Raw genomic sequence first — 26,155 nt, forward strand, 5'->3', positions numbered from 1 at the left:
GCTCATGACCCATGCTCCCCGTTCCCTCGATGGTGTGAAGGCACCGGTCTCCGGCGGGGGAGATCCGGCAGGTCAGGACGGGGCGCGCAAGACGCCGCCGCTTCTCATGCTCATCGTCGTCTCGGCCATCGCGCCGATCTCCATGAACATGTATCTGCCCTCTATGGGCCATCTGGCGGAGGTCTTCGGCACCACCTCGGGCATGGTGCAGCTCACCATGTCGCTCTATTTCGTGGCCGTGGCACTCGCCCAGATCGTCATTGGTCCCCTGTCCGACCGCTACGGTCGGCGTCCGGTGCTGCTCGCCGGCATGGCGCTCTATTGCGCGGGAAGCCTCGCCTGTCTTCTCGTGACCTCCATCGAGGGGCTGATTGCGGCGCGCATGATCCAGGCGGCGGGCGGCTGTTCCGGCCTCGTCCTGTCGCGGGCCATCGTGCGCGACCTCTATGATCGGGACACCACCGCCAGCATGCTGGGCTATGTGACGATGGGCATGGCCATCGGCCCCATGTGCGCCCCGCTCATCGGCGGCACTCTGCAGGATCTGGTTGGCTGGCAGGGCAGTTTCTGGCTGATGCTCGTACTTGGCCTTGCCACGCTGGCGGTGGCTGCCTTACGTCTGCACGAGACCCATTTTACCCGCAGCGAAAGCCTGAAGCTCGGCCAGCTGGCGGGCTCCTTCGTCTCCCTGCTGCGCGAGCCGCTCTTCGTCGCCTATGGGGTCACGATCATGTGCGCCTCGTCGACCTATTTCGCCTATCTGGGGGGCATGCCCTTCCTGGCCGCCGGGCGCCTTGCCATGTCACCGCAGGTGATGGGGCTCTATTTCATGACCCTGGCCTTCGGCTACATCGCCGGAAACTTCCTGTCCGGGCGCTATGCTCGCCGCATCGGACCCTCGCGCATGGTGTTGATCGGGGCCTCTCTGCCGCTTGTCGGCATCGTGGCCTTCACCGGCTTTGTCGCGGCCGACCTCTACCAGCCGCTCTTCCTCTTCGCGCCGATGTTCTTCGTGGGCATCGGCAATGGGCTCTGCCTGCCGAGCGCGATCTCCGGCGCGGTCAGCGTCCGCCCGGATCTGGCTGGTGCGGCCTCCGGCCTGACCGGAAGCCTGCAGATGGGGCTGGGCGCCTTCTCCTCGGCGCTGGTGGCCCATCTCATCTCCACCGACCGCTTCGCCGATACCGCCTGGCCCATGGTGATCGTCATGGGCGCCTGCGTGGCTCTCGCCCTTGCCGGCGTGGCGCAGGCGCGCCGTCTGGAACGCACCCGCCCCTGAGGAGCCCTCAAGGGGTTCACAGGGGCGAGTGACCCGGTGGGGCGAGTGACCGGGATCCGATCCGCCGTCCTCAGTGTTCCTTCAGGAAATCCTCGAGGCTGAGGCCCTGACGATCGGCCTGAAGGTAGTCGTCGGTGGTGCGGATGCGCGGGCGCGGCGCATGACCGGTCGCGGCCGGATCCCCGAAGCCGCCGGAGACCGGTTGGCCCGAGAAGCTGCCCATGTTCGCCTGGGTCTGGATGCGGCAGTCATCGCACATCTCGATCAGCGAAGCCTGGGCCTCGGAGCGGAACATGGAATGGCGACCGGCCAGCTTTTCCTTGATGCGCGCGATCGTCGAGGCGGTGCCGAAGGCCGTGCCGCAGGAGACGCAGATCGCGGGCTCCTCGGAATGCAGCACCGTCTGGCGCAAGGCGGCAGGCGAGAGCGAATAGCGCGGCTCCAGGGTGATCACCCGTTCCGGGCAGGTCGACTGGCAGAGCCCGCACTGGACGCAGGCGGTCTCTGTGAAGCTGACCTCGGGCCGGTCCGGATTGTCGCTCAGCGCTCCGGCCGGGCAGGCCGACACGCAGGACAGGCACAGGGTGCAACCGGAAGCCTCGATGTGGATGCGGCCATAGGGAGCCCCCGCCGGCAGGGCAATGGTCTCTGTCGGAGCCGGGGCTTCCTGCTGCAGGCGCGACAGGGCCAGACGCACGATGTCGCGCTTGCTGCCCACCGGCGCAAGCGGCGTCGGGCGGGAGAGCAGGGCGGAGGGCACTGGCATTCCGAGGCTTGCGGCAAGCGCATCCGGATCGTCGCTGGCCACCAGACGCAGCCGGTTGGCCATGTCGAAGCCCAGACCACCGGCGAGGGCCGCAGCCAGCGTCATTTCGGCCTCCAGCGTCGCGAATTCGTCCTGCTTGCGCGGATCGGCCAGGAAGACGATGGCCCGCGCACCGCCCACCAGCGCGCTCAGCATGGCCTCGTGGCCAAAGCCGGTGACCGCATGTTCGGCCAGCGGCAGCACATGGGCCGGAAGGCCATCGCCGAGGCGCGCAAGTGCGGTGAGGATCGGCAGGCCGTGGCCCGCATCATGCACGAGGAGCACGGGCGCGCTGCCGCCAGCGCCAGAATAGGTGCCGAGCAGGGCGTCGATGCGCGTCAGATGATCGGCGCGGGACGGATAGCGATAGCTGATCGCACCGGTCGGGCAGGTCGCCGCGCAATTGCCGCAGCCGCCGCAGATGCCCGCATCCACCGCGATCTTCTCGCCGGTGGAGGTGATGGCGCCCGCCGGACAGGCGTCGAGACACTTGCTGCAGCCGGTCTTGCCCGCATGGGAATGGGCGCAGATATCGGCCTGATAGCTGACGTAAATCGGCTTTTCGAAGGTGCCGGTCAGGTCGGAGGCCTTGCGGACAGCCTCCAGAACGGCGGCCGGCGCGCCCGGGTCGGCGCGCACATAGCCGTCACGCCGGTCCGGTCCGGTCAGCGGGGCCGGGTCGCCGGAGAGGTCCACCACGACAGAACAGGTCGCCCGCGCACCGTCCCGGGTCAGGCCGAAGTCCGGCTGGCGGCGGGAGGAAGGCAGCATCGGAGCATAGCGGTCCAGCACCACCTCGAAGCTGCCAAGCGAGCCGCCGAGGCTGCGCAGCCGGCCGCAGAAGACGGGGATCGGCAGGATGGAGGGCAGCAGCACGTCCGCCCAGTCGCTGAGCACCAGCGTGACGGACAGATGCTCTTCCAGCGCCAACGCCGCATCCAGTGCTTCCTGACCCCGGCCATAGACCAGGCACATGCCGTCGGAAACCACTTCCTGCACGCGTGCCGGAGTGGACCGCGCGGCCTGCAGGCTTTCGGCGATCAGGGCCTGAACCTTCGGAGCGATGTCGCCCCGGTCGGCGGTCCAGCCGGCACGTTCGCGGATGTTGACGAAGGAGACGAGCTCGGGGCGCTCCATGTCTTCCGCGATCTCGGAGAAGAGCGGCGCTTCCTGGGTGCAGGCAACGATCAGCGGCATGCCTTCGCCAAGGGCGGCTTCATAAGTGCCGACCTCGTCCCGGCAGAGCTGAGAGCACAGGGGCGCGGCAAGCTGGCCGGAGAGCGCGGCGGCCGCCCCTCCAAGCTCCATGGACTTGAAGCACGAGCAAAGCAGGATGCGCGCATCGTGAGGAACTGGCATATGGGCTGGCCTCTGTGATCTTTCCGGTCGCATCTTCCGCCGCAAGGGGAGTGTGGAAGATGGGGACGTTTCCTGTCAGTTTGTAATTATTCCAAGTTGGGTCAACATTAGCGGAAGGAAGGGCCATTTCAAGCCCTGCACGTCGTTGGGGAAGGGGGTCTTCCACCGGCGGATGCGATTCCGTAAGATCGCGCCAGAAAAAAGGAGACGCATCGTGCTTCGCGAAGTCAGCTATCCGGTTGGAATCGTTCTGGAACGCAGGCCCAGCCAGAACAAGTGGGTCGACCACTCCTGGCAGGTTGTCGACCTGATCCTCGACCCTCCGGCGATGGACGGATGGCAGGAGCTGCCGACCACCGCGCCGGGCGAGGCCGATGACGGTGTCCGCCGCTTCTGCTACGGGCCCGTGTTCATCACCCTGCACCGGCGTATGGGTGAGGCCTATGACCACAATATCCTGACCGGTCACCCGGCCGTGTGGGTGATGCTCGACGACCTGATCGGCGAGACCGTGCCCTACCGGTTCCGGGGTGTGACGGTGGATCCCTTCGAGGCCCAGGGCTTCCTCGATTGTGCCGAGGGGCTCATCGAGCGCCTGCCCATGCCCGAGGCCATCCGGGCGTGGATGGCCGGCTACATGCAGGAAATGCCCGAACCCGAACAGTTCAAGAAGCGCAAGCGCGTGACCTTCAAACGGGAAGAGGAGCAGAAGTTCGGCAAGGATCCGATCTTCTCTCCCCAGGGCCGCAAATCATGAATCGGGGAGACGGCACGCGCAATGCCGATGAGGGCTTCCTCGCCCGCTGGTCCCGGCGCAAGCGCCAGTCGGACGACACGCGCGAGATCGAGGATGCCGCGGATGAGATTTCCGGTGAGCCCCCTGAATCAGCGTCGCAGCCGATGGCCGCAAGGGATTCGGATCACGGCACGAATGGGCCTGCAGACGCGACGAACCCCGAGGGCCTGACGGAGGAGATCGAGGACGAGGAAGCGCGCGCCAACCGGGTGGCGGCCGAGGCCATCGATCTGGAGAGCCTGACGAGCCAGTCCGACATCACCGCCTTCCTGAAGCGTGGCGTGCCCAAGGCCCTGAAGAATGCCGCCCTCAGCCGCATGTGGCGGTCCAACCCGGTCTTCGCCGTGCTCGACGGCCTGAACGACTATGACGACGACTACCGCAATGCCCAGACCTTTGCCGACGGGTTCAAGTCCGCCTGGGCCGTGGGCAAGGGCTATGCGGACAAGGCCGACGAGATTGCGCGGCGCATGGAGGAAGAAAGCGCCCGTCTGGCCCGCCTGCGCGCCGGCGTGAATGCGGAACCCGAGGAAGTGCCCGGCGTGCCCGGTCTCTCCGGCTCTGCGGCGGTCAAGGCGTCACGGGAAAATGCGCTGGCCGCTGCCGCCGAAGACGACACCGCTGAGGCATCCGCATCCGTATCTGGGGGGGAGGGTGACAGGACGCTCCCTGCGGACGCCGCCTCGGTGCAAGCCTCCAGGAACCTTGCCGAACCATCCGCCGATCCGGACGAGCAGGAGCAAGAGGAGCGCATGCCCCGCGTCGGCCTGCGCCGCCGCATGCAGTTCGGCCAGGACCCGGCCTGATCCTGGTCTTCCCGGCAAGACAAGGGATCAAGACCGCCCCCGAGAGGGGCGGCCGCGCAAAAAAGGCGAGAGTGTCTGGCGAAAGTGTCTGGCGAGATGGTTAGCGGTCGCGGGGGAACTGGGTCTCGCAGAAGGACACGGCCCGCGAGCGGAACAGCTCTTCCTGCGCCGGGGCGATCACGCCGTCGAGCTTCATCTGCTCCACATCGCCGAGGCGCTTGGCCAGACAGGCATCCAGCTCCGGATTGCCGGTGGCCGCAGGGGCGGGGCTTTCGCCCGTCACCTGCGCCCTCAAGGACTTGAGGAAGGGCACGTCGTCCCGCCCGATCCACCCCATCAGCGCCAGACAGGCAAGCGCGATGGCCACGGCGGCAAGCCGCGGCCAGAGGGGGACGGAGGACGATCCGGACGGAGTGTCCGCCATGTCAGCCGCCGGTCACGCTCATGTGGCGGGAGACCGCGGGAGCCCGGGTCTGCCGGTCGATGACGAAGTCGTGGCCCTTGGGCTTGCGGCCGATGGCTTCGTCGATGGCGGCGGAAAGCAGCTCGTTGCCTTCCGAGGCGCGCAAGGGCGCCCGCAGGTCGGCCATGTCTTCCTGACCGAGGCACATGTAGAGCTGGCCCGTGCAGGTGACGCGCACCCGGTTGCAGCTTTCACAGAAATTGTGGGTCAGCGGCGTGATGAAGCCGAGCCGTCCGCCGGTTTCCTCCACCGTGACATAACGGGCCGGGCCGCCGGTCTTATAGGGAATGTCGGTCAGGGTGAACCGGTCCATGAGCGAGGCTCGGACCCGCGACAGGGGCAGGTACTGATCGGTCCGGTCGCCGTCGATCTCGCCGAGCGGCATGGTCTCGATCAGGGTCAGGTCATGGCCCTCGCCGTGCGCCCATTCCATCATCGGCACGATCTCGTGCTCGTTGAAGTCCTTCAGCGCCACCATGTTGATCTTGATCGAGAGGCCGGCAGTCTTGGCTGCCGCGATGCCGTCCATCACCTTCTGCAGGTTGCCCCAGCGGGTGACGGCCTGGAACCGGTCCGCATCCAGTGTGTCGAGGGAGACGTTGATCCGGCGCACGCCGCAATCGGCCAGCTCCTGCGCCAGCTTGGCAAGCTGGGAGCCATTGGTGGTGACGGTCAGTTCCTCGAGCGCACCGCTGTCCAGATGACGCGAGAGCGAGCGGAACAGGGTCATGATGTCCTTGCGCACCAGCGGTTCGCCGCCGGTCAGCCGCAGCTTGCGCACGCCCTTCTCGATGAAGGCCGAACACAGGCGATCCAGCTCTTCCAGCGAGAGGATCTCGCGCTTCGGAAGGAAGGTCATGTTCTCGGCCATGCAATAGACACAGCGGAAGTCGCAGCGGTCCGTGACGGAGACGCGCAGATACGAGACCGCGCGACCGAACGGATCGATCATCTCGGCACGCGGAGACGCGCCGGCGGTGGTCGCCGTCTCGAGGGAACTCCCGATCAAAGAGTTCGTCATGTTTTTCTCCCTCGTCCCGTGGCGCAGACTGCCCCGCGCTTTCGGGCCCTGATCCCGGGCTCTCGCCGGAATTCTCGTCCGGGTCCGGGCCGGCAGGCCCTTCAAAGGTCTCCTGACCCTTGGGAACCTACTCGCCCGCACCGCTTTTTCAAGAGTATAAAGGCGCGGGTTCCACGCCTTCAAGCCATTTGCACGGCAAACGGTTTCGCCGTCCGGGAAAAGCTCGGACCACGCCTGAGCTGCGGGCCCAGATGGCCCCGCCTGGGTGATCTTTCCCCGTCCGTCCCCCGTAGATGGAGGCAGAAGACCGAATGACAAGAGGCCCCACGCCCCATGACCACCCTCGTCTGGTTCCGCAATGACCTTCGCCTCAGCGACAATCCGGCCCTTGTTGCGGCCGTCGAAAAGGGCGCGATCCTGCCCGTCTTCGTGTTGGAAGACCCTGCGGCGACCGGCGAAACCCATCCCATGGGCGGCGCAAGCCGCTGGTGGCTTCATCACGCCTTGAAGGCGCTTGAAAAGGATCTCGGGGGCCTCGTTCTGCTGCGCGGTGATGCCCGGCACGTGATCCCGGATCTGGCGCGACGGGTGGGCGCAACCGGCGTCTACTGGAACCGGGCCTATGAACCCCGTGCCATCGAGCGCGACAGCGACATCAAGGCCGAGCTGAAGAGCGAGGGCCTGGATGCCCGCAGTTTCAAGGCCAACCTTCTGGTGGAGCCCTTCGAGATCGAGACCAAGGCCGGAGGCTCCTTCAAGGTCTATTCGCCCTTCTGGCGCGCCGTTCAGGGCCTGACCTTTGATGCGCCGCTTGCGCGTCCCGAGACGATCCGGCTTGCCGATTTCGACGGTGGCGAAACCCTGGAGGACCTGGGTCTCCTGCCCGTGTCGCCCAACTGGGCCGAGGGCTGGGAGGATATCTGGATCCCGGGCGAGGCCGGAGCCCATGCCCGCCTCAGCGCCTTTCTCGAGGAGGGGATGGCCGGTTACGGCGACAAGCGCAACCGGCCGGATCTGCCCAACGTCTCGCGCCTGTCTCCCCATCTTCACTTCGGCGAGATCTCGCCCCGCCAGATCTGGCATGCGGTGCGCGAAGGCGATCATGGCAAGGACGGGGAGAAGTTCCTGAGCGAGCTGGCCTGGCGCGAATTCTCCTATCACCTGCTCTACCATTTCCCGAAACTGCCGGAGAGCAACTGGCGCGAGGATTTCAACGCCTACCCCTGGGCCTTCAGCGAGGCCAATCTGACAGCCTGGCAGCGGGGCCGCACCGGGTATCCCATCGTCGATGCGGGGATGCGCGAGCTCTGGGCCACCGGCTACATGCACAACCGGGTGCGGATGATCGTCGCCAGTTTCCTGGTCAAGCATCTGCGCATTCACTGGCATCACGGGGAGGAATGGTTCCGCGACACGCTGGTGGATGCGGATCTGGCCAACAATTCCGCTAGCTGGCAGTGGGTGACCGGCAGCGGAGCGGATGCTGCGCCCTATTTCCGCATCTTCAATCCCATCACCCAGGGCCAGAAGTTCGATCCCGACGGGGTCTATGTGCGCCGCTGGGTGCCGGAACTGAGCAAGGTGCCGGATCAGTATCTCAACGCCCCGTTCGACGCGCCGGAGTCCGTGCTGAAAAAGGCCGGCGTGGTGCTGGGCAAGGACTATCCGAAGCCGATCGTCGACCATGCAACCGCGCGGCAGAAGGCGCTCGACGGCTATGATGCGGTCAAGTCCCGCCGCGAGGAGCGGGAAGGGGAGGCGGCCGCCTGAGATCCAGGCGACGCCCTGCCGGCTGCCCTGCCGGGTGCCCTGCGGGCTGGCCTGTGAGGGTTGCCTGTTGATGGGCACCTGACGAGCAGCCCCTGCCACCTTGATCTTTGATCTTGAGCCACTATCGTTCGGCTCCCGATCAAAGACGTGGGCGGCAGCACCCTGCCGCCATCAGGAAGGATGCCGCGGTGAGCGACGAACAGAAGGCCTGGCCGACCGAACTGCGTGTGTCGAGCGACCGCAAGACCCTGACCATCGGGTTCGACACCGGCGAGACCCATGAGCTGTCGGCGGAATACCTGCGGGTCTGCTCGCCCTCTGCCGAAGTGCAGGGCCATTCCCCTTCCCAGAAGAAGACCGTGCCCGGCAAGCGCGACGTGGGCATCATGAAGATCGAGCCGGTGGGCAACTACGCCGTGCGCATCCACTTCGACGACATGCACAATTCCGGCATCTTCAGCTGGGCCTATTTCCTCGAGCTCGGCCGCAATCCGGACGCCCACTGGGGTGTCTATCTGCGCGAACTGGAGGAAAAGGGCCTGAAGCGCGAGCGCTGAGGCTCAAGGCCTCGCGTCTCGGAAAAGTGGCCTGAAGCTCAGGAGGTCTTCGCCTCGGCCAGAGCGTGTTCGGCCGCCGAGGCCTGCTGCAGCTCCCGCTGCGCCTGCTCTTCGGCTTCCTTCTTCTTGTCCTGATCATAGTGCCACTTGATGGAGTAGAACATGCCTACTCCCAGCACGATGAATTTCAGGGGGAAAAAGACCAGAGGGAACCAATCGACCCCGTTCATTGCGGAACTCCACACCTTGCTGCTGTCTCAGTCGGGTGCGTGGCATATCCCACAAGGCGCTGCGATGAGACCTGCCAGATTGACGCAGTCCACATCTTGTTGCGGGCGCGCATCCGAGGGGAAGGGGGGCGGCAAGGCCGGTCAGTCCGGGCGCGGCCGTCCCTGCTCCTTGGCCAGATAATCCACATAGGCGAGAATGTCCTCGATCTCCTGCTGCGTCAGGATGACCTCGACGATGGTCGCCGGCAGGTTGTCCGGTCGGGCATCGCTGCCGTCAAGGCGCAGGTGGGCCGGATGCGGATTGCGCCCCATGAACGTGTCGAAGCGCTCGGGCCAGTCCTCCAGCGCATCGATCATGATCATGAAGGACGGGGTCGAGGCGTGGCCGGTAAAGCGGTCGTCCGGATGGATGATGTGGCACCGGGCACAATGGAGCTTCGACAGCGCGTATCCGCTTCGCACCGGGCCGTCCTGCGGAACGACCGGCCCCTTGGCAGCACCTGATGCAGCAAGGCTCAATGAGGGAGCCGCCATCGCCGCCGCCAGCGAAAGGGCGAGGCTCACCGCTGACCGAAGGGCGGTGCGGCGGAAGGGTCTGGATGGCGTGCCGGGCAAAACGCGATGAAAAGGCATGTGGCTGTCCCTCATGTCTCTCAGTCTACCTCAAGGCAGATCAGAGGTCAGCAGGGGAGCGCAGCGTCAAAGGCCGGCCTTTCACCTGTTCGATGGTCTCTTGGCTCACCGATCCAGGCTCGCCCTCCGCTTGGCCGGGATGACGACAGAGAGGGAACGCCTCAGCGAAATGATGGCCGCGCGGTAGTGCCCAATAGGCGCGGGCTGGATGCGCGATGCCCCCTCGACGGTCATGCTCGGGCCTGTCCCGAGCATCAGTCTGCCGGGCCGTCCTCCAACGGACTGGAGTCCCGGCACAAGGCCGGGAATGACGACGGTCAGGCCTTCAGACAATCCATCGCCTTTGGTCCTCCCCGACGAAGGCTGCAAGCCGAAGATCCGGGGCCGGTGAGCCGAGGGTCTTTGGGCGCAGCTCACCGGCAAGAACGAACCGGTAGCTCGATCCGCCTCAGCGCTGCACGATGACCTTCGAGCCCACCTGCACGGAATTGTAGAGGTGGATCACGTCGTCATTGGCCAGGCGAATGCAACCTGACGAGACCGCGTCGCCGATGGTCCAGGGCTGGTTGGTGCCGTGAATGCGATAGATGGTCGAGCCGATATACATGGCCCGCGCGCCCAGCGGATTGTTCGGGCCGCCCTTCATGTGGGCGGGCAGGATCCGGCCCTTGGCCTTCTCGCGGGCCCGCATCTGCGGCGGAGGGGTCCAGCCCGGCCATTCCGCCTTGCGGGTGATGCGGTGGGTGCCGGCCCACTGGAAGCCCTCCCGGCCAACGCCAATGCCATATTTCATCGCCTTGCCGCCGGGCAGCACGTGGTAGAGACGCCGCTCCTTGGTGTTGACGATGATCGTGCCCGGTGCGTGCGGCCCGCTGTAACGGACCGTTTCCCGGCGCACCGGGGACTTGCCGCTCGGGTTGCCGTAGGTCGGACCATACTGGATCCACTGGCGGGTGTTTGGGTCATAGAACTGGCCACCCGGGGCGGCGAGGGCTGCTCCGGTCATTCCCAGGAACAGCGCGGCCATGGTGACACGCAGCAAGGTCTTCATCGTGATCCCCCAATCGAGACAGGAATAAGCATCAGTACTGACGGCAGGAAAACAGGGGTGCGGTTTCCGTTGACTTAACGTCAGTGCAAAAAAAAGGCGCAGGACGCAAGGTCTGGCGTTGGTCAGGAGATGCTTGACGCCCTGTCGCCGCATCTGCCCGCGACGGGGCGGCCTGTCCCCGCTCATCCACGATCCACTGCATGCCCCCCGCCGGATTGCGGACCCCGCAGGGCTGCGGGCGAAACGGCAATTCCCGGCCGGCGTCTGTCAGGTCTTGTCACGAGGAGGGAGATGTAAAATCACGGTTTAAAGATTTGCCGGGAAAGTTATAGGGCTAAGATCGCGCCGCGCGTCATCTCTTCTTATGCGGCATGTCATGAAAACTTCAAGAACCGCACCGGTTTCTGTCATGCCTCTGTAATGTTCGCGTGGCTCTTGTCGCTGCACAGACAACGCGAACAGACGGGGCTGTCCGGTGATCCACTTTGAAAACGTGACCAAGGCATTTGGCGAACGGCGTGCCGTGGATCAGGTGAGCTTCTCTCTCGACCGGCCCCAGATGGTCGGTGTCATCGGTCGCTCCGGTGCGGGCAAGTCCACCCTGCTGCGCATGATCAACCGCCTGACGCCGGCGACCTCCGGACGCATCGTCATCGAGGGGCAGGACGTCCTGGCGCTCAAGGGCGACCGCATGCGCCGCTGGCAGCGCGACTGCGCCATGGTCTTCCAGCAGTTCAATCTGGTGCTGCGCCTCGACGTGCTGACCAACGTCATGCTCGGCCGCCTGAACATGCATTCCACCGTGCCGTCCCTGCTCAAGGTCTTTTCCCGGGAAGAGCGTGCCATGGCGCTGCTCGCCCTCGACCGGCTCGGCATTGCATCCGAGGCCACCAAGCGCGCCGAGGCGCTCTCCGGTGGCCAGCAGCAGCGCGTGGCCATTGCCCGGGCGCTCATGCAGGACCCCAAGCTGGTGCTGGCCGACGAGCCGATCGCCTCGCTGGATCCGATGAATGCCCAGATCGTCATGGATGCGCTGCGCGAGATCCACGAGCGCGACGGCAAGACCGTCCTGTGCAACCTGCACACCCTCGACACCGCCCGCGCCTATTGCGACCGGGTGATCGGCATGCGCGACGGCCGCATCGTCTTCGATGGTGCCCCGGAGGCGCTGACCACCGACGTGGCACGCGAGATCTACGGCGCCGATGAAAGTTTCAACGAGGCAGCCACCTCCACCGCCATCGAGCGGCCGGCGCCCCGTCCCCTGTATTCCGCCGGTGCGATGACGCCGGTGGCATCGTCTGCGGTCTGAGGATCGTAACGCCAGAACCGTCATCCCTATCCTGAAATCGGAGTAGACCGATGAAGACCCTTGCCAAGTTCGCGGCCCTCGCTGCCGTCAGCATGATCGCCCTGAACGCCACCCATGCCTCGGCCGAAGAAACCATCACCGAATTCCGCATCGGCATCCTCGGCGGCGAAAACGAAGCCGACCGTCTGCGCTCCAACGAGTGCCTGGTCAAGCGCTACGAAGCCCTGCTTGGCGTTCCGGTCAAGCTCTTCCCGGCTGCTGACTATGCCGGCACGATCGAAGGTCTGAAGGGCGGCAACCTGGACTATGCCGAACTCGGCGCTTCCGGCTATGCCGCTCTCTACCTGGAAGACGAAAACCTGGTCGAGCCGCTGGCAACCACCGAACAGACCGACGGCTCCACCGGCTATCACTCCGTTCTGATCACCCTGGCAGACAGCAACATCGACAACCTCGATGAGATGAAGGGCAAGGTCCTGGGCTACGCCGACCCGAACTCCACCTCCGGCTACCTGATCCCCTACGTGTCCTTCAAGAAGCAGGGCATCGATCCGGACGCCTATTTCGCCAAGACTGTCTTCTCCGGTGGCCATGAGCAGAACGTTCTGGCCGTCCTGAACCACGACGTCGATGCCGGCGTGACCTGGGCTTCGGGCGTGGGCGAATGGGAAGAGGGCTATTCCTCGGGCAACCTGCGCAAGATGGTCGACAAGGGCATGCTCGACATGTCCCAGGTCCGCGAGATCTGGAAGTCCCCGCTGATCCCGAACGGCCCGACCGTGGTGCGTTCCTCCCTGCCGCAGGGCGTGAAGGACAAGCTCAAGGCGTCGCTCCTGTCCTTCAACCAGGACGATCCGGAGTGCATGTACAAGGTCGCTGCCGGCGAGATCAACCGCTACGTCGAAGTCCAGCCGTCCTTCTACGAGCCGATCTTCGACGCCCGCCGCGCGACGATCGAAGCCAAGAAGAACTGATCTTCTCTCTCTGGAAAGGGGCGCGGCTCGCGCCCCTTTTCGTCTGTCCTGACCGGCCTCTGGCGGATCGTCCGCCCGGTGCCCAGCTGAAAGATCCGCCGTGCGCGCCCAGACCGACCTCTCCGCTCACCCTCATCTGGCCGAGATCGGGGCGGCCTATGACCGGCTGTCCGGCCGTCGGACCCTTTACACGCTTCTGCTGATCCTCTGCGCCGTCCTCGCCATCGTGGGCGGTCTGACGGTGGCCGAAGAGGCCAACTCCGGCAGTTTCTGGGGCGGCCTGTCGAGCTTCCTGGATTATCCCCGCGATCTGATCGAGGACACCTGGGCCGCCGGCTGGGGCTGGTTCGGCCTGCTGGCCACCTATTTCCCCTACCTGCTGGAAACCATCAACATCGCGATCCTGTCCACGATCATCGGCTTCGTGATCGGCGGCTCCTTCAGCTTCCTCGCCAGCCGCAACCTGATGGACAATCGGCCGGTGGTCTTCATCATGCGCCGCGCGCTGGATGTCTGCCGCGCCTTCCCGGAACTGGTGCTCGCTCTGGTTCTTGTCCTGGCGCTGGGCCCGACGCCGGTTGCCGCCGTGATCGCGGTGGCCTTCCACACCATCGGTGCGCTGGGCAAGCTCTTCTCCGAGACCAACGAAAACGCGGACATGAAGCCGGTGGAGGGCCTCGCCTCCGTGGGCGCCAGCTGGCTGCAGCGGATGCGCTTCGCCGTCCTGCCGCAGGTTCTGCCCAATTACCTTTCCTACGGACTGCTGCGTCTCGAGATCAACGTCCGCGCCTCCGCCATCCTCGGCTTCGTCGGGGCAGGGGGGCTCGGGGCCGAGCTCAAGAAGGTGGTCGACTGGAACTATGGCGCCGACATCACGGCGATCATCGTGCTGCTCGTCACGGCCATCACCCTCATCGATTATCTGTCCGCCTTTGCCCGCCGCGCCCTGATCGGCCGGACCGGCGTCCTCTAAGCCAGGAACCGATCATGACCAGCCTGACCGCGTCCCGGATCGATGCCCTTTCCGCCCGCCATCCCGGGGTGATCGACCGCCCGCTCTCCGCGCGCCTCATTCCGCTCGGGGCCTTCGTCGCGCTGCTGGCCTATCTGGCCACCTGCTTCATCACCTTCGACCTGCCGGGCGTGATGCGCGGTTTCCGGGGCGACATGGTGCAGCTCTTCTTCCTCGACAGCTTCGCCCACAAGATCCACGTGGTGCGCCGCCTGACCGATGACCGCTTCACCGCCAATCTGGAAGGCGCCCGCTTCGCTCAATATGACCCGCTGCCCGACTGGGTCCAGCAGGGCCCTGGCCCCGATCGCATCGAGCTGGGGGCTGCCGGATGGGTGGACGTGACCGCCGACACGGTCTCCTATTTCGAACCGGGCCGGGATCTGCCCTGGGTGATCCACTATGCCAAGGGGGAAGTGCCGACCCTTCGCAACGTGCCGGCCGGCGAGCCGGTGCCGGACTGGATCCGGGCCTCCGAGATCCAGGTCGACATGCGGCCCTCTGCCTTTGCGCGCATCTGGATCACCAAGAGCAAGATCGAGATCCACCGCTACTTTATCGGCTGGGAGAACTTCTTCTTCGATTTCTCCTCGCCGCTGGCCGGCAAGTCCATCTCCGAGATCGTGTCCCTTGCCGCCTCCGGTGAGCGGATCGATCCGGCCCGGTCAAACCTGTCCCTGATCGCCTCGGAATTCTGGAACAACGAGGACTGGCAGCACGGCGAGGTCGCCTACGCCCTGCTTCAGACCGTGATCATGGCGGTGGTGGGCACCCTGCTGGCCGGCATTCTGGCCCTGCCGCTCGCCTTTGCCGCCGCCCGCAACATCAATGCTTCCGGCCTTGCCCGCTTCGGCCTGCGACGTGGCTTCGATTTCCTGCGCGGTATCGACACGCTGATCTGGTCGCTGATCTTCATCCGCGCCTTCGGCCTCGGCCCGCTCTCGGGGATCTTCGCCATCGTCTTCACCGACACCGGCGCCTTCGGCAAGCTCTTCTCCGAGGCCATCGAGAACGCCGATCGCAAGCAGGTGGAAGGCATTCAGGCCACCGGCGCCTCGCCCGTGCAGAAATACCGCTTCGGCGTCTTCCCGCAGATCCTGCCGCTCTTCATTTCCCAGGTGCTCTATTTCCTGGAATCGAACACCCGTTCCGCCACGGTCATCGGCGCGCTCGGGGCCGGGGGCATCGGTCTGAAGCTGCTGGAGACGATCCGCACCCGTCAGGATTGGGAAAACACCCTCTACATCATCCTGCTGACCATCGCCGTGGTGATCCTCATGGACCAGTTCTCCGGCTGGCTGCGGCGCAAGCTGATTGACGGATGACTTGATCACGGCAATGAAGTTCGGAGGCGGGGCAACCCGCCTCTTGCCGTTTGGGGGGCTCGGTCATTCCAAGGCTCGACCATGGACTCTATGCCGTGACCCTGCTCGGCGGTTGTGTTCGGCGACGTGCGCCTTCGCCCCGTCATTCTCGGCCCTGTGCCGAGAACCCAGTCTTCTCGGGTTCATGCCTCTGGTTCTGGGTGCTCGGGAGAGGTCGGGGCATCACAGCTGTAGGGAGCATGTGCCGCTTTGGGCTGCTCCTGCGCGACGGCACCAGCAGCCCGACCAGCTTCCGGCACGCCCGCCGTTTGCCGGGTGCGGCGCACCCATGTCATGATTCCCCCATCATCTCGCGCCACGATGGGCCCGAATCACGCTGGAGCGGCAGACAGACATGTTTACCTGGATCCCCGGACCCCTTTCGAAACGCGCGACCCTTGCGGGCGGCCTGCTGCTGGCAGCCGCGCCGGTTGAGGCCGCCTCCATCGGGGCCTGCGTCAGCGGCCTGAAGAAACAGGCGATCGAGGCCGGTGTCAGCGCCGATGTGGCCGGACGCATGCTCGACGGGGCGACCTTCGATGAAAAGGTGATCCGCTTTTCCGGCAGTCAGCCCGAATATGAGACCCCGATCTGGGATTACATGGCCTTTCTGGTGGATCCGGAGCGGATCGAGGATGGAAAGCGCCTGCTCAAGGAGCACGACCGCACCCTGCGCAGCGTGGAAAAGCGCTATAGTGTCGACCGGCATGTGGTTCTCGCCGTCTGGGGCATCGAGAGCGATTTCGGCCAGTTCCAGGGGGATTTCTACACGCCTCACGCACTCGCCAATCTGGCCTGTGCGGGCGGTCGGCGTGCGGGCTACTTCAAGGATGAACTGATCAAGACCCTGAAGATCGCCTCGGCCGGCCATGTTCACCCGGAAGCGTTCCGTGGCTCCTGGGCGGGGGCTTTCGGTCAGACCCAGTTCATGCCGACGACCTATCTGCGCCTGGCGGTCGACCATGATGGCGACGGCCACAAGGATCTGGTGAATTCCGTCCCGGACGCGCTCGCCTCCACCGCCAATTTCCTCAAGGACGCAGGCTGGAGCAATGCCCGTGCCTGGGGCCATGAGGTGCGGCTGCCCAAGGGCTACAACGGACCGGAAGGGCGCACCAAGCGGGCGCCCCTGTCCACCTGGGCCAAGCGCGGCATCACGCGCATGGACGGCGGCAAGCTGTCGGGCGGGGAGGCGGCGGCGCTCATCCAGCCGGCGGGCAAGGGTGGCCCGGCATTTCTCGTGACCCGCAATTTCGAGGCGCTGCGTTCCTATAATGTCTCGACGTCCTATGCGCTGGCGATTTCCCTCCTGTCGGAGCTCGTGTCTGGCGGCGAGCCCTTCAAGACGCCCTGGCCGACCGACAATCCTGGGCTCTCCCGCGCCCAGCGGAAGGAGTTGCAGCACTTGCTGAACAAGGCCGGTTTCCCCGTGGGCGAGCCGGACGGCAAGGTGGGACCCGCCACCCGCGAGGGGATCAAGAAGGCCGAGGCCCATTTCGGCCTGCCGGTCACCGGCCGCCCCGCCTATGGCATCTACACGCTCCTCGGCGGCTCCTGAGGCGGGCCCCGTCTGCATGTCTGCCCGCCGTTCGCCGGAAACCTGACGTAGCGGTTGTCTTTGTCGATATTGCAGCGCAATATGGCTCTCGGTGAGCGGAAAGATCGGTCTGGCATCAGGTGCCGGCCGGCCGCTGGATCGGGGAAAACAGCCATGTCCGGACGCATTCTCACGGTTGCCCAGCAAAAGGGCGGCTCTGGAAAGACCACTCTGGCCGCCCATCTGGCGGTGTCCCTCTCCCGCAGGGGCGAAGGCGCTGTCGCCATCCTCGATGTGGACACGCAAGGCTCGCTCGGAACCTGGTTCGAAACCCGGGAGGAAACCCTGGGAGAAGACGCGACCGGTCTGGTCTTCCGCACAGCCTCCGGCTGGGGCGCGCGGCGTGAGGCCAAGGCCCTGGCCCGCGATCACGCCTATGTGGTGGTCGACACCCCGCCAAAGACCGACGCGGACGCCAAGCCCGCCATCGATGCAGCCGATCTGGTGCTGGTTCCCATCCAGCCCACGCCTGTGGACCTCTGGGCGACCGACCAGACCCTGAGACTTGCCGAGCGGGAGAACACGCCCGCGGTTCTTGTCTTCAACCGGGTGCCCCCCCGCGCAGCGCTCACCCTCGAGATGACCGAGGCCATCGCCAAGCATGGCTTTCAGGCGCTCGGCGCACGTCTTGGCAACCGCACGGCCTTTGCCGCCTCGATGGGGCAGGGGCGGACGGTCATGGAAACCGATCCCTCCGGCAAGGCCGCAGCTGAAATGACGGCGCTGCTGCAGGAACTCGCCACGCGCCTTTAGGCGCCGGCCTTTCCGGGGGCAGGGTCTGGCATGGCGCAGGCGCTCGACCCGTCGCGCCGAACGCCGCGCCTCCCCACAAGACACACTCCACAAAGCACCGGCTTTCCAGCCCTTTGACGGGCTGCTGAGTGCTGCGCGCTCAAACGGAGGTGAAGTTCACGGCGTCGAGTCCCGACCCAGTGAGCGTCGACCCTCTTCCGGCCGATCGGCTGTGCGCGAGTCCCCGAAAAGGTCCGCAAGAAGAACGGATGGTCACTCAAGGTTGTGACAAGTTGGCTCCATGCCGACTTCTGACGAAAATACGGCATCAATGGGGCTGTGCCTTCAGGGCAAGCCAGTGCGCTCGATATCCTGCGTAATGCAAAGTAGTTCTCGTGTTCCGCAACACGGAATGCCGAAACGGAAATTTGGTCAGAAATCCGTCTTTGAAAGTTGAAGCAAGCCATCCGATTTTACGAAGACTCAAGGCGAGCGGATTGATTTCTTGCCATGGAGCCGGAGAGCAACGAAAATAAACTGCACTAGATAGTTTACAATGGCGCCTCACCAAAATGTGAGAAATAGAGCCATTTCTGGCAGTGTTGCAAAAAGGACGCTGTGGAAACTTTGAAGTTTACAAGCGGCGAAAAAACTATTGAGTATACCTCCGGCCTGTGGCTTTCATCACGTCGAGCGAAGGCCGTTTCCCGCGGTGCTCGTCCTCACGAGGGGGAGGGATGGGTCCGGTGGATCTGTTGCGCGGGGAAGGGGCGACGCCAGCGAGGCGTCCAGGGAAATACTTCCCGGACATGGCGCCTTTGAAAAATGACTTTAGGAGGTCAGAAATGAACTTTAAGAGCGTGATGCTCGCAGCCGCTGCTGCCGCTGCCGCCACCACTGCCCAGGCTGCCGATCTGCCGGTCGCCGCTGAGCCGGTTGATTACGTCAAGGTCTGCGACGCTTACGGCGCACAGTTCTACTACATCCCGGGCACCGACACCTGCCTGCGTGTTGGCGGCCGCGTTCGCGTCCAGTACACCGTCAACGACTTCTCCGACAACGGCAACTGGGGTGACGACTCCGCAGACGGTTACGGCGCTTACGGCCGTGGCTACCTGTACCTCGATGCCCGCACTGCGACCGAATACGGTCTGGTTCGCGCCTTCATCGACATGAACGGCCGTTCCACCGGCGGCTTTGGCATCGACAAGGCCTACATCCAGTTCGGCGGCTTCACCTTCGGTTACGCCACCTCCAACTTCGACTTCTTCACCGGCTCCACCTACATCGGTGTTGCAGGTCGTAACTGGTCCGACACCACCGTCGAGCAGATCGCCTACACCCAGGCTTTCGGCAACGGCCTGTCCGCCACGATCGCAGTTGAAGATGCAGCTGACCGCCGCGTCGGCGCCTATGACGGCGTCCGCTACCCGGATCTGGTCGCCAAGCTGAACGTCAACCAGGGCTGGGGCTCTGCTCAGCTGATGGGCGCTCTGCACGATGCAAACGTCACCGGTGAAGACCGTGAAGTCGGCTACGCCATCGGCGGCGGCGTGACCTTCGGCCTGCCGATGATCTCCACCGGCACCGAGCTGTCCTTCCAGGCAGTCTATGCTGATGGCGCTCTGTCCTACATCAACCTGGACGACAGCTTCACCTTCGGCTCCACCACCTATGACGTCTCTGACGTTGCAGGCGGCGACACCTCTTCCGGTTACGCTCTGGGCGCAGGTCTGTACCACCAGGCAACCGCGACCGTTGGTCTGGCTCTCGACGGCTCCTATGCCGACGTGGAAACCGGCGACGATCTGGACGTGACCCGTTACGCCATCAACGGTTCCGTTGAATGGGCTCCGGTCTCCGGCCTCTCCCTGGGTGCAAACCTGGGCTACGAGAACGTCGAAGTCGAAAACGACGACGAAGACGCTCTGCTGGCTGCCTTCCGCGTTCAGCGCACCTTCTAAGTCGACCCCTCGACTTCAAATGGCTCCTGACCGGATTTCCTTCTGATCTCCAGTCAGCCATGCGGCCCGGCGGCCTCCTAACCGCCGGGCCGTCCCCATTTCTGGGGCAGCCTTCTTCCTGTGTCGTTGACCGGGTCGCGAGGCAGAAGCTGCGGTGGCGGTGCCTCGGGCGGGCGCGAGTCAGTGTGTTTTCCAGTGAGAGTGCCGAGATTCCCGCTCGCAAATCACGCTTCAGGGGATCTGTTTTCGCTGTGGGCGGTAAATCTGGCCCTGTGGGCAGCGGTCCTGTCTATATTCTGACATATTTGATGTGATGCGTGGATATACTCAGCGATTGAAGTTAGTCATCCATTTGCTCCTGTCTTGACGTCGAAATGCCGTTGAGTTGCATGCTTTTTTAAGCACGATATTGAAATCTTTACTTCAATATCACGTAGCGTCGATTCTTCATTTTTCAATTTTTTAAATGACAAAAATTTAATCGCTATTATTTAGCGACAAAACTATCTCGGCGTAAGGTGGCTAAGAGGTGGAAATTTAATTAAACTTACCTTACGTAATTAAAATATAGATGTGAATTCAGTATGTTGCAAAAAAATCACGACCAGGTCGGGGAGGGGTGGCGCGGGCCTGAAATCGGTTGCGGCGGGGAATCCGATTTGGTTCATTCCGTCTTGCGAACGGCACAGCGCCGTTGTCATTACATTCCCGGTCGTTATTGAACCTCAGCAACGACCATGCATGTAACGTCAAAATTCGCGGGGATTGATGACCCGAGCCAACCCGGTTTCGACGTCATCTTTATGGTTTTGACTTTAGGAGGTCAGAAATGAACTTTAAGAGCGTTCTGCTCGCAGCCGCTGCTGCCGCTGCCGCCACCACCGCCCAGGCTGCCGATCTGCCGGTCGCCGCTGAGCCGGTTGATTACGTCAAGGTCTGCGACGCTTACGGCGCACAGTTCTACTACATCCCGGGCACCGACACCTGCCTGCGCGTTGGCGGCCGCGTCCGCGTTCAGTACGCTGTCAACAACTTCGCTGACGACGGCGCATGGGGCGATGCATCTGCTGATGGCTACTCCGCTTACGGCAAGGGCTACCTGTACCTCGACGCTCGCACTGCAACCGAATTCGGCCTGCTGCGCGCCTTCACCGAGCTGAACGGTTCTTCCGCTTCTGGCTTCGGTCTGGGTTCTGCTTACATCCAGTTCGGCGGCTTCACCTTCGGTTACGCCACCTCGCAGTTCGACGGCGCTACCGGCCAGACCCTGGCAGGCATCATTGGCCGTAACTGGTCCGACAAGACCACCGAACAGCTGACCTATGCCGCTTCCTTCGGCAACGGCCTGAAGGCAACTGTCGGTCTGGAAAACGGCGCTCGTCGTGAAGGCGACTCCGCTTACGAAGGTACCCGCATTCCGGATCTGGTCGCTACCCTCGGCGTGTCCCAGGGCTGGGGCTCTGCAAAGCTCTCCGGCGCTCTGCATGACGTGAACGTTGATGGCTTCGAAAACGAAGTTGGCTACGCTCTCGGCGGTCTCGTGACCTTCGACCTGCCGATGCTCGGCGCTGGTTCGAACATCTTCTTCCAGGCTCAGTACGCTGACGGCGCTCTGTCCTACATCGGTGGCTCTGACTACTCCGACGTGAACGGCACCGACACCGTTGCTGGTTACTCCCTGTCCGCAGGTCTGTACCACCAGGCAACCTCGACCGTTGGTCTGGCCCTCGATGGCTCCTACATGGACATCGACGATCTGGACGTGACCCGTTACGCAATCGACGGCTCCGTCGCTTGGACCCCGGTCAAGGGCTTCGTGATGGGTGTTGACCTCGGCTACGCCAACACCGAAGTCGGTTCCACCGACACGGACGAACTGGCAGCAGCCTTCCGCGTCCAGCGCACCTTCTAATCCGGGTCTCTCGGATTACCTGATCTGACAGGTTGATCTTCTGATCTCCAGTCGGTCATGCGGCCCGGCGAATTCCACCTCGCCGGGCCGTCCCCTTTTTAGTGAGGCAGCTTTTCTGTCTCCCTCCCGTCCTGAACCTCCCGGCCTCAGTGCCCGGTGAGTCGGATGGGGAGAAAAGAGCGATCGCGAGATTTCACGAGAGTGACCCGGCAAAGCCGCCCGATGGCTGCCTCACTCCTTACCGAAGTCTTTCCGCGGGTCGCCTTTTTGTGTCCTTCGCGCAACAGTGTGATTTGAAACCAGCGTCTCACCCCCCGTGAGGCGGTTTTCGTCGTTGCGCATGGAAAGCCGATGCGTAAGGTCAGGGTGCGAGCGGCCCTTGGGGTCGCGCTGAACCGTAAGTTCGAACGTCCAACCTTCGAACCACTTCGACTTCAGAGATTATTCGCGGGGATTGAGATGATGATCGGGCAAAAGCCCCTCCGAAAGGACGCGTCATCTTTAACATGACTGATTTGGAGGTCAGAAATGAACTTTAAGAGCGTTCTGCTCGCAGCCGCTGCTGCCGCTGCCGCCACCACCGCCCAGGCTGCCGATCTTCCGGTCGCCGCCGAACCGGTTGACTACGTCAAGGTTTGCGACGCCTACGGCGCACGCTTCTATTACATCCCGGGCACCGACACCTGCCTGCGCGTTGGCGGCCGCGTCCGCGCTCAGTACACCATCAACGACATGTCTGATGGCGGCAACTGGGCAACCCCGGCAACCGACGGCTATACCTTCCTTGGCCGTGGCTACCTCTACCTCGACAGCCGCACCGCCACCGAGTGGGGCCTGCTGCGCACCTTCTTCGAACTCGAAGCTGGCGCGTCCGCTGGTGCCGAAGCTGCTGCCAACGTGAACAAGGCCTTCATCCAGTGGGGTGGCTGGACCTTCGGTTACGCAACGTCGTTCTTCGACTACTTCACCGGCCAGACCTTCATCGGCGTCGTCGATCGTGACTTCTCCGACGTGACCACCAACCTGATCGCCTACACCGCCGCTTTCGGCAACGGCTTCTCCGCCACGATCTCCGTGGAAGAAGGCTCGTTCCGCGAATCCGGCACCTATGACGGTCAGCGTTTCCCGGATCTGGTTGGCGCTCTGGAAGTGTCCCAGGGTTGGGGCGGTGCCAAGCTGTCTGGTGCCCTGCACCACGTCAACATGACCGGCACTCCGGATGAAGAACTCGGCTACGCCATCCAGGGTGGTGTCGTGATCAACCTGCCGATGCTGTCCTCCGGCTCCAACATCGCCTTCCAGGCAGCTTATGCCGATGGCGCTCTGTCCTACCTGAACGCCACTGGCGCTGACGGTGCTGCTGGCGACACCTCCACCGGTTACAACATCGGCGGCGGCATCTACTACCAGGCAACCTCGACCGTCGGTCTCGCTCTGGACGGCTCCTACCTGGATGTCGATCTCGCGAACACCACCAATGACTACACCAAGTGGGCCATCGACGGCTCCGTCGTGTGGCAGCCGGTCTCCGGTTTCCAGATCGGTGTTGACGTCGGTTACACCGACACCGACTTCGACACCACTGGTGACGACGAAAACCTGTCTGCAGCCTTCCGCGTGCAGCGCACCTTCTAAGAACGTGCGCCTCACCTGAGGTTGGAAAGGGTCCGGTGGCAACACCGGGCCCTTTTTACGTTGTCAGCGGATTGACGGTGCGAGCATGTCGCGTCTGGTCCGGGCGTGGCAGTCTGGACCGTAATCCGGCGGGGCTGTCGGCAAGGAGGGGACGACGCCTCCGGGGCCCGGCTCGTCACGGCGGCGCTTACTCAGGAAAGGGTTTGCAGGAACGCGGCGATCCGTGTCTGTGTGTCCGCATCCCAGAGCAGGGGTGCGTGACCTTCGCCCGCAACCGTGTGCAGAGCGCAGGCCTGGCGCCGGCGCCCCATCTCCCGGAACGTCGTCTCCGAAAGCAGATCCGAGGTCTCGCCGCGAAGAACCATGAGCGGGATATCGGCCATCAGGTCGAAGAGGGGCCACAGGTCCGGGAAGGCCGGAGCATCCCCCGCGTTGCTCCACCCGTTCAGGGTCTTGCCGAGCGCGGGGTCGTAGCTCAACCGAACCGTGCCCTCGGGACCCGGCGCGGCCAGCTGACGGGCCAGCCGCACCCATCCCGCCTCCGTCAGCCCGGTGAACTGGTCGCCGAGATCCGCACGCAGCCGCTGTCCCAGCGTGTCAAAGGAGGGAAATTCCATCTGCTTTCCGATACTCGTGGCAATCCGGGCAAGCGATTCCGCTTCGATATGCGGGCCGATGTCATTGAGAATGACGCCGGCCAGGCGGGACCGAAGCGGTCGCGCCGCCATGGCCATGGCATGCAGGCCGCCACGGGAGGTGCCGAGAACCGCGAAACGGTCGAGGCCGAGCCGGTCAATTGCCGCGTCAATGTCGGCTGCTTCCATCTCGATGGAATAGTGCGTCCAGTCCGGATCCCAGTCACTCAGGCCGCGGCCGCGATAGTCGAGGGCAATGACCGGATGTCCGCGCGCCTGAAGAAAGGCGGCAATATCATTGAAATCTCGGGTGTTTCTCGAAAGGCCCGGCAGGCAGAGCACCGGCAGGGAGGCGTCTCTCTCGGTGACCGCAGAGGCAGCGCACGGCGCGAAGATCCGCCCCCCCAGACGCAGGCCGTCAGAAGCCTGCCAGTGAAAGACCTCTGCCGTCACGTCGGGCGCAGTCTCGGCAGGGCTGCCGTTGCGCAGTGTCGATGGGTTTGTGGTCAAGGGCTCCTCCCGAAGGACCCGGGCTCTCTGCCCGACGTTTTCGGTCAGCCTAACGGTCCGGAATGACCTTGCAAAGCCCCTGCGGCAGCACGCCAGCCCACGGGGCGCGCGCTGTGGGGGACGGACCGTGAAGAGCGTGCGGGAACCGGCCTTTAGCCATTGCCGTTATGAAGTGAGGCGACTATGGTGCGTCACCGGTCGGACGGGGGTTCGGCCGGCTTTTTTCTCTACTTAGTCGACTGAGGGAACCACAATGTTCAAGGGATCGATTCCAGCGCTTGTTACACCGTTTTTGAACGGCGCGGTGGATGAGAAACGCTTTCAGGACTTCGTCGACTGGCAGATAAAAGAGGGCAGCAACGGGCTCGTGCCGGTGGGCACCACCGGTGAAAGCCCGACGCTCACCCACGATGAACACAAGCGCGTCATCGAGCTCTGCATCGAGGCCGCCGCCGGCCGCGTGCCGGTGATCGCCGGTGCAGGCTCCAACAACACGGTGGAAGCCATTGATTTCGCTCAACATGCCGAGAAGGCTGGAGCGGACGCACTGCTCGTGGTGACGCCCTATTACAACAAGCCGAACCAGGCTGGCCTGAAGGCCCATTTCAAGGCCATCAACGATGCGGTCGGGATTCCGATTCTCATCTACAACATCCCGGGCCGGTCGGTGATCGACATGCTGCCCGAGACGATGGCCGAGCTGTTCCGCGACTGCAAGAACATCGTCGGCGTCAAGGATGCGACGGCGAACCTTGCAAAGGCCACCCAGCAGCGCCATCTCTGCGGTCCGGACTTCTGCCAGTTGTCCGGCGAGGACATCACGGCGCTGGCCTTCAACGCCCATGGCGGCAACGGCTGCATCTCGGTGACCGCCAACGTGGCCCCGCGACTGTCGGCCGAATTCCAGGCGGCTTGCGCGGCAAACGATTTCGCCAAGGCGCTGGAATATCAGGACAAGCTGGGCCTGCTGCACCAGGCGCTCTTCATCGAGCCGAACCCGACCGGCGTGAAATATGCCCTGTCGCTGCTCGGCAAGATGGAAAACGAACTGCGCCTTCCGCTGGTTCCGGTGAGTGACACCACCAAGCGGGCGGTCGAAGAGGCCATGCGCCACGCAGGCCTGATCAACTGACACAGGTTCCGGCGGAGGGTTTCCCCTCCGTCGGGCCCAGGACGGCCGGCGGCGCCTCGGATGGCAGCCGCCGCAAGGATGAGAGACACATGGCTGCCAAACGCCCCGGCGCTCCGGCCAAGACCATCATTTCGGACAATCGCAAGGCTCGTTTCAACTTCGAGATCGAGGACACCCTCGAGGCCGGCATCGAGTTGAAGGGGACGGAAGTCAAGTCCCTGCGCAACGGCAAGGCGAATATCGCCGAATCCTATGCGGCCGAATATCAGGGCGAGATCTGGATCTACAACGTCTACATCCCGGAATATCTGCAGGCCAACCGGTTCAATCACGAGCCGCGCCGCCCGCGCAAGCTCCTGCTGCACAAGCGCGAGATCGGCAAGCTGGCCGGCGGCGTGCAGAAGGAAGGCAAGACCATCGTCCCGCTGAAGCTCTATTTTAACGAGGATGGCCGGGCCAAGCTGGAGATCGCGCTCGCCAAGGGCAAGAAGCTCCACGACAAGCGCGAGACCGAAAAGAAGCGCGACTGGAACCGGGAAAAGGCGCGTATTCTCAAGAACAACGGCTGATCTGGCGCCCCCTGGCGCGAGGCCTGTAGCCTCGCAG

General features: G+C 64.0%; 23 protein-coding genes. 16 read left to right on the plus strand and 7 right to left on the minus strand.

The features are described from left to right. Positions 1-4 precede the first annotated feature (4 nt). Positions 5-1,279 carry a multidrug effflux MFS transporter gene (locus tag FR728_RS04865; RefSeq protein WP_149891480.1) on the plus strand — a complete coding sequence of 425 codons (1,275 nt, stop codon included), beginning with the start codon at positions 5-7 and terminating at the stop codon, positions 1,277-1,279. A 70-nt stretch (positions 1,280-1,349) separates the two neighbouring features. Here the strand turns inward: FR728_RS04865 and FR728_RS04870 are convergent, their stop codons facing one another. After that, positions 1,350-3,443: a 4Fe-4S dicluster domain-containing protein gene (locus FR728_RS04870; protein WP_149891481.1), complete on the minus strand. Its 2,094-nt coding sequence runs from the start codon at positions 3,441-3,443 to the stop codon at positions 1,350-1,352. 214 nt (positions 3,444-3,657) lie between these two features. Between FR728_RS04870 and FR728_RS04875 the strand changes: the two genes are divergently transcribed. Together FR728_RS04875 and FR728_RS04880 are read left to right on the plus strand one after the other, a co-directional pair. Beyond that, positions 3,658-4,200: a DUF3305 domain-containing protein gene (locus FR728_RS04875; RefSeq protein ID WP_188318797.1), complete on the plus strand. Its 543-nt coding sequence runs from the start codon at positions 3,658-3,660 to the stop codon at positions 4,198-4,200. Continuing rightward, complete coding sequence (locus FR728_RS04880; RefSeq protein WP_149891483.1) at positions 4,197-5,045, plus strand: DUF3306 domain-containing protein; 849 nt, start codon at positions 4,197-4,199, stop codon at positions 5,043-5,045. The genes FR728_RS04875 and FR728_RS04880 overlap by 4 nt, the downstream gene beginning before the upstream one ends. Before the next feature lie 100 nt (positions 5,046-5,145). Here the strand turns inward: FR728_RS04880 and FR728_RS04885 are convergent, their stop codons facing one another. Together FR728_RS04885 and moaA are read right to left on the minus strand one after the other, a co-directional pair. Then, positions 5,146-5,469 (minus strand): hypothetical protein, encoded by a 324-nt coding sequence (locus FR728_RS04885; protein WP_149891484.1) that lies wholly within the window; start codon positions 5,467-5,469, stop codon positions 5,146-5,148. Position 5,470: 1 nt separating this feature from the next. Continuing rightward, complete coding sequence (gene moaA, locus FR728_RS04890; RefSeq protein WP_244304459.1) at positions 5,471-6,460, minus strand: GTP 3',8-cyclase MoaA; 990 nt, start codon at positions 6,458-6,460, stop codon at positions 5,471-5,473. 402 nt (positions 6,461-6,862) lie between these two features. Here moaA and FR728_RS04895 point away from each other — a divergent pair, with 402 nt between their 5' ends. Together FR728_RS04895 and FR728_RS04900 are read left to right on the plus strand one after the other, a co-directional pair. Then, on the plus strand, positions 6,863-8,299 hold the full coding sequence (locus tag FR728_RS04895) for a cryptochrome/photolyase family protein (RefSeq protein ID WP_149891486.1): 1,437 nt from the start codon (positions 6,863-6,865) through the stop codon (positions 8,297-8,299). Positions 8,300-8,487: 188 nt separating this feature from the next. Continuing rightward, positions 8,488-8,856 (plus strand): gamma-butyrobetaine hydroxylase family protein, encoded by a 369-nt coding sequence (locus FR728_RS04900; protein WP_149891487.1) that lies wholly within the window; start codon positions 8,488-8,490, stop codon positions 8,854-8,856. A gap of 38 nt (positions 8,857-8,894) precedes the next feature. Here the strand turns inward: FR728_RS04900 and FR728_RS04905 are convergent, their stop codons facing one another. The 3 genes from FR728_RS04905 to FR728_RS04915 all read right to left on the minus strand — a co-directional run bounded on the left by FR728_RS04905 (position 8,895) and on the right by FR728_RS04915 (position 10,770). After that, on the minus strand, positions 8,895-9,086 hold the full coding sequence (locus tag FR728_RS04905) for a hypothetical protein (protein WP_149891488.1): 192 nt from the start codon (positions 9,084-9,086) through the stop codon (positions 8,895-8,897). Positions 9,087-9,227: 141 nt separating this feature from the next. Continuing rightward, entirely contained in the window at positions 9,228-9,548 is a 321-nt protein-coding gene (locus FR728_RS04910) for a cytochrome c (RefSeq protein WP_149891489.1), read from the minus strand. Between the two features lie 619 nt (positions 9,549-10,167). After that, positions 10,168-10,770, minus strand: coding sequence for a L,D-transpeptidase (locus FR728_RS04915; protein WP_149891490.1), 603 nt, complete (start codon positions 10,768-10,770; stop codon positions 10,168-10,170). A 475-nt stretch (positions 10,771-11,245) separates the two neighbouring features. Between FR728_RS04915 and phnC the strand changes: the two genes are divergently transcribed. The 9 genes from phnC to FR728_RS04960 all read left to right on the plus strand — a co-directional run bounded on the left by phnC (position 11,246) and on the right by FR728_RS04960 (position 23,272). Beyond that, a complete protein-coding gene (gene phnC / locus FR728_RS04920) occupies positions 11,246-12,082 on the plus strand; it encodes a phosphonate ABC transporter ATP-binding protein (protein WP_149891491.1) in 837 nt (278 codons plus the stop codon). Between the two features lie 50 nt (positions 12,083-12,132). Continuing rightward, entirely contained in the window at positions 12,133-13,056 is a 924-nt protein-coding gene (gene phnD / locus FR728_RS04925) for a phosphonate ABC transporter substrate-binding protein (RefSeq protein ID WP_149891492.1), read from the plus strand. A 100-nt stretch (positions 13,057-13,156) separates the two neighbouring features. Next, positions 13,157-14,029, plus strand: a complete 873-nt coding sequence (gene phnE, locus FR728_RS04930) for a phosphonate ABC transporter, permease protein PhnE (protein WP_149891493.1) — start codon at positions 13,157-13,159, stop codon at positions 14,027-14,029. 14 nt (positions 14,030-14,043) lie between these two features. Continuing rightward, the gene (gene phnE / locus FR728_RS04935) at positions 14,044-15,393 is read left to right on the plus strand and encodes a phosphonate ABC transporter, permease protein PhnE (protein ID WP_149891494.1); all 1,350 of its coding nucleotides are present in this window, start codon (positions 14,044-14,046) and stop codon (positions 15,391-15,393) included. A 394-nt stretch (positions 15,394-15,787) separates the two neighbouring features. Further along, the gene (locus FR728_RS04940; RefSeq protein WP_149891495.1) at positions 15,788-16,990 is read left to right on the plus strand and encodes a lytic murein transglycosylase; all 1,203 of its coding nucleotides are present in this window, start codon (positions 15,788-15,790) and stop codon (positions 16,988-16,990) included. Positions 16,991-17,143: 153 nt separating this feature from the next. Further along, positions 17,144-17,782: a ParA family partition ATPase gene (parA, locus tag FR728_RS04945; protein ID WP_149891496.1), complete on the plus strand. Its 639-nt coding sequence runs from the start codon at positions 17,144-17,146 to the stop codon at positions 17,780-17,782. An 824-nt stretch (positions 17,783-18,606) separates the two neighbouring features. After that, positions 18,607-19,725 (plus strand): porin, encoded by a 1,119-nt coding sequence (locus tag FR728_RS04950; protein ID WP_149891497.1) that lies wholly within the window; start codon positions 18,607-18,609, stop codon positions 19,723-19,725. Positions 19,726-20,554: 829 nt separating this feature from the next. Continuing rightward, positions 20,555-21,637: a porin gene (locus FR728_RS04955; RefSeq protein WP_149891498.1), complete on the plus strand. Its 1,083-nt coding sequence runs from the start codon at positions 20,555-20,557 to the stop codon at positions 21,635-21,637. A 528-nt stretch (positions 21,638-22,165) separates the two neighbouring features. After that, the gene (locus FR728_RS04960; RefSeq protein WP_149891499.1) at positions 22,166-23,272 is read left to right on the plus strand and encodes a porin; all 1,107 of its coding nucleotides are present in this window, start codon (positions 22,166-22,168) and stop codon (positions 23,270-23,272) included. A 191-nt stretch (positions 23,273-23,463) separates the two neighbouring features. On the opposite strand, the gene FR728_RS04965 is transcribed toward FR728_RS04960, so the two are convergent. Then, positions 23,464-24,417, minus strand: coding sequence for an alpha/beta fold hydrolase (locus tag FR728_RS04965; protein WP_208998656.1), 954 nt, complete (start codon positions 24,415-24,417; stop codon positions 23,464-23,466). A gap of 253 nt (positions 24,418-24,670) precedes the next feature. Between FR728_RS04965 and dapA the strand changes: the two genes are divergently transcribed. Continuing rightward, positions 24,671-25,549 (plus strand): 4-hydroxy-tetrahydrodipicolinate synthase, encoded by an 879-nt coding sequence (dapA, locus tag FR728_RS04970; RefSeq protein WP_149891501.1) that lies wholly within the window; start codon positions 24,671-24,673, stop codon positions 25,547-25,549. Positions 25,550-25,638: 89 nt separating this feature from the next. Beyond that, positions 25,639-26,118 (plus strand): SsrA-binding protein SmpB, encoded by a 480-nt coding sequence (gene smpB / locus FR728_RS04975; protein WP_149891502.1) that lies wholly within the window; start codon positions 25,639-25,641, stop codon positions 26,116-26,118. Positions 26,119-26,155 lie beyond the last annotated feature (37 nt).

The organism is Roseibium aestuarii (assembly GCF_008477545.1).
Lineage (GTDB): Bacteria > Pseudomonadota > Alphaproteobacteria > Rhizobiales > Stappiaceae > Roseibium > Roseibium aestuarii.

What these genes read in the sequence shown, in the direction of transcription:
- FR728_RS04865 (WP_149891480.1), top strand. Translation starts at nt 5, where the DNA reads ATGACCCATGCTCCCCGTTCCCTCGATGGTGTGAAGGCACCGGTCTCC.
- FR728_RS04870 (WP_149891481.1), bottom strand. Translation starts at nt 3,443, where the DNA reads ATGCCAGTTCCTCACGATGCGCGCATCCTGCTTTGCTCGTGCTTCAAG.
- FR728_RS04880 (WP_149891483.1), top strand. Translation starts at nt 4,197, where the DNA reads ATGAATCGGGGAGACGGCACGCGCAATGCCGATGAGGGCTTCCTCGCC.
- FR728_RS04885 (WP_149891484.1), bottom strand. Translation starts at nt 5,469, where the DNA reads ATGGCGGACACTCCGTCCGGATCGTCCTCCGTCCCCCTCTGGCCGCGG.
- moaA (WP_244304459.1), bottom strand. Translation starts at nt 6,460, where the DNA reads ATGATCGATCCGTTCGGTCGCGCGGTCTCGTATCTGCGCGTCTCCGTC.
- FR728_RS04895 (WP_149891486.1), top strand. Translation starts at nt 6,863, where the DNA reads ATGACCACCCTCGTCTGGTTCCGCAATGACCTTCGCCTCAGCGACAAT.
- FR728_RS04905 (WP_149891488.1), bottom strand. Translation starts at nt 9,086, where the DNA reads ATGAACGGGGTCGATTGGTTCCCTCTGGTCTTTTTCCCCCTGAAATTC.
- FR728_RS04915 (WP_149891490.1), bottom strand. Translation starts at nt 10,770, where the DNA reads ATGAAGACCTTGCTGCGTGTCACCATGGCCGCGCTGTTCCTGGGAATG.
- phnD (WP_149891492.1), top strand. Translation starts at nt 12,133, where the DNA reads ATGAAGACCCTTGCCAAGTTCGCGGCCCTCGCTGCCGTCAGCATGATC.
- phnE (WP_149891494.1), top strand. Translation starts at nt 14,044, where the DNA reads ATGACCAGCCTGACCGCGTCCCGGATCGATGCCCTTTCCGCCCGCCAT.
- FR728_RS04940 (WP_149891495.1), top strand. Translation starts at nt 15,788, where the DNA reads ATGTTTACCTGGATCCCCGGACCCCTTTCGAAACGCGCGACCCTTGCG.
- parA (WP_149891496.1), top strand. Translation starts at nt 17,144, where the DNA reads ATGTCCGGACGCATTCTCACGGTTGCCCAGCAAAAGGGCGGCTCTGGA.
- FR728_RS04950 (WP_149891497.1), top strand. Translation starts at nt 18,607, where the DNA reads ATGAACTTTAAGAGCGTGATGCTCGCAGCCGCTGCTGCCGCTGCCGCC.
- FR728_RS04955 (WP_149891498.1), top strand. Translation starts at nt 20,555, where the DNA reads ATGAACTTTAAGAGCGTTCTGCTCGCAGCCGCTGCTGCCGCTGCCGCC.
- FR728_RS04960 (WP_149891499.1), top strand. Translation starts at nt 22,166, where the DNA reads ATGAACTTTAAGAGCGTTCTGCTCGCAGCCGCTGCTGCCGCTGCCGCC.
- dapA (WP_149891501.1), top strand. Translation starts at nt 24,671, where the DNA reads ATGTTCAAGGGATCGATTCCAGCGCTTGTTACACCGTTTTTGAACGGC.
- smpB (WP_149891502.1), top strand. Translation starts at nt 25,639, where the DNA reads ATGGCTGCCAAACGCCCCGGCGCTCCGGCCAAGACCATCATTTCGGAC.